Source organism: Actinomadura geliboluensis, from assembly GCF_005889745.1.
Classification (GTDB): domain Bacteria; phylum Actinomycetota; class Actinomycetes; order Streptosporangiales; family Streptosporangiaceae; genus Spirillospora; species Spirillospora geliboluensis.
This window is the reverse complement of the sequence record NZ_VCKZ01000701.1, coordinates 1-1,883: the sequence shown is the minus strand read 5'-3', so window position 1 is coordinate 1,883 and position 1,883 is coordinate 1. Positions and strand designations below refer to the sequence as shown.

1 protein-coding gene and 1 tRNA gene are annotated in these 1,883 nt (G+C 67.5%); one reads left to right on the top strand and one right to left on the bottom strand.

Annotated features, from left to right (window positions below):
* Window positions 1-334 precede the first annotated feature (334 nt).
* Window positions 335-571, top strand: coding sequence for a MafI family immunity protein (locus ETD96_RS43640; RefSeq protein WP_171069542.1), 237 nt, complete (start codon window positions 335-337; stop codon window positions 569-571).
* A 1,138-nt stretch (window positions 572-1,709) separates the two neighbouring features.
* Here the strand turns inward: ETD96_RS43640 and ETD96_RS43635 are convergent.
* A tRNA-Val gene (locus ETD96_RS43635) sits at window positions 1,710-1,784 on the bottom strand.
* Window positions 1,785-1,883 lie beyond the last annotated feature (99 nt).

Sequence of the window (1,883 nt, the reverse complement as noted above, 5' to 3'; positions counted from 1 at the left end):
CTGCTCGCGCAGCTCAAAGACCATACGGACCGCGCGTTCACGCAGCTCAACGGAGTACTTTCTCGGGGGTGCCATAGCCCCTCACCCTTCCAGGTTTCAGGGCCTCCACCCAACCCGGGGCGCTCCACAGTTTGATCACGCTCCCAACCTGCCACGCCCCACGGATCACACGCTCGCCAGTGGCACACGCAACTGTGGGCCGCGCATCCCTCCAACTCAACCGCCGACGCACATGGGCCCAGTTGGCGGTGGCGTGTGAGGCCGATAGGGATGTCTCATGGGCTTGTACCGCAGGCATGAGGACCACATAGCCGTTCGTGCATGGGAGACGCGCATGGCTGCGCTGTTGCATCTGGTGGCGGATCGGCTGACTGATGACCAAGTCCGTTGGGGCACGGAGTTCCTTGCGCATGCCGAGTACGGCCTGGCGATCGAATCAGTTGCGGACTGGCTGGCGGAGGAAGACCAGCCGCTCGCTGCAGCTGAGCGGGCAGAGGTGACAGCCCTGGCCAGTGAGCTGGGTACCGACGTACTTGCCCGCGTCGAGCGAAGCCTTGGCCACCACTCGTAGCGGCGCAGCACCCATAACGACCGGCAAGCGGAGCCGGCGGACGCCTCAGAATGCGCGCCCACGCAGCGGCCCAAGCGACAACACCTTTGACGTGGGCTGTCCCCGGACAAGCTCGTTCGAGCCCCGAGGACGGCATGCGCGCGCCATTCAAAGACCTAATGGCACGCTAATGGCACGGACGCGCGGCGTGATCACACAGGCTGATCAAGGTCCTGCCCTGCCGCGCCTCACAGCTCCGGCGCTCCGATGTGGCACACAAGTGGCACGGAGCCGCCCTGCACGTGGCACGCACACCGCTTCCCCGCCTGAGCTTCCCCCAGCACACCAACGGCCGTCACGAACACGCCGGGGCTTCCCGGAGTCAGAGGCCCCCGCCGGAGGCGTGCTGTTCCGCTATCTGCCGTAGCCGCCGGATCTCGTCGAAGATCTCACGGTCGCTCAACACCGCCTTGATGGTCAAGCCTTGGGGACCGGGCCCCACGGTTCGGTACTTCCCGAGCGAGTGACACAGTCCGGCGCGCAGTTCAGCCAGCTCTCGCCGGAGCGCGTCTCGTTCGGCTCGGGATCCCCAGCTTCGTCCACGGGTGCAGTCTTTCGGACGTGGCCGGATGATGGAACGTCGCTGAGCGGCGGCGCGACCCGGTGACCGCCGGCACCTGGCGAACGGAGCGGCGGCTTCACGATGCGCGACCCGGCGCGGCCGTCCGGTGACCGGCGCCCACGCCGCACGCTCCGCGCGGCCTGGCGCGGGGCCGCGCAGCGGCCCGAGCAACGCCGCCCCTTGACCTCAACGCCGGGAGGGTCACCGTTCGGCAAGGGCAGTCGAGTTGGACACCGGCGAACTGATCATCGAGCCCTCCAAGACAGGGGTTGGCCTTCGCACGGTGGCACTCTCCCAAACGATCACCCCGGACATGCGGCGGTAGCTCGGCAACTTCACCGGCGCTGAGCCTGATGCGCTGATCTTCACTGGCAAGCGCGGTGGCGTCCTGCGGCGGGCGAACTTCCGGTGCGCTGCCAAGTGGGGCGAGACCGTGACCGAACCCCGATGACGACGATGGGGTGGCAGGGCGCTCGCGCTCGTCGGCTAATGGCACGGAGACCCTGTTCCCAATGGTCGGGAACAGGGTCTTTTCGCTGGTGGGCGCGGACGGTTTCGAACCGCCGACTCCTCGCTTGTAAGGCGAGTGCTCTACCCCTGAGCTACGCGCCCGTGTTGCCGGGAAAGCGTACCCGGTTCGTGGGGGCGGGCGCGAAACGGCGGGTCAGGGGGTGTCCAGGTGGACCCAGACGCCCTTGATCTCGGTGTAGG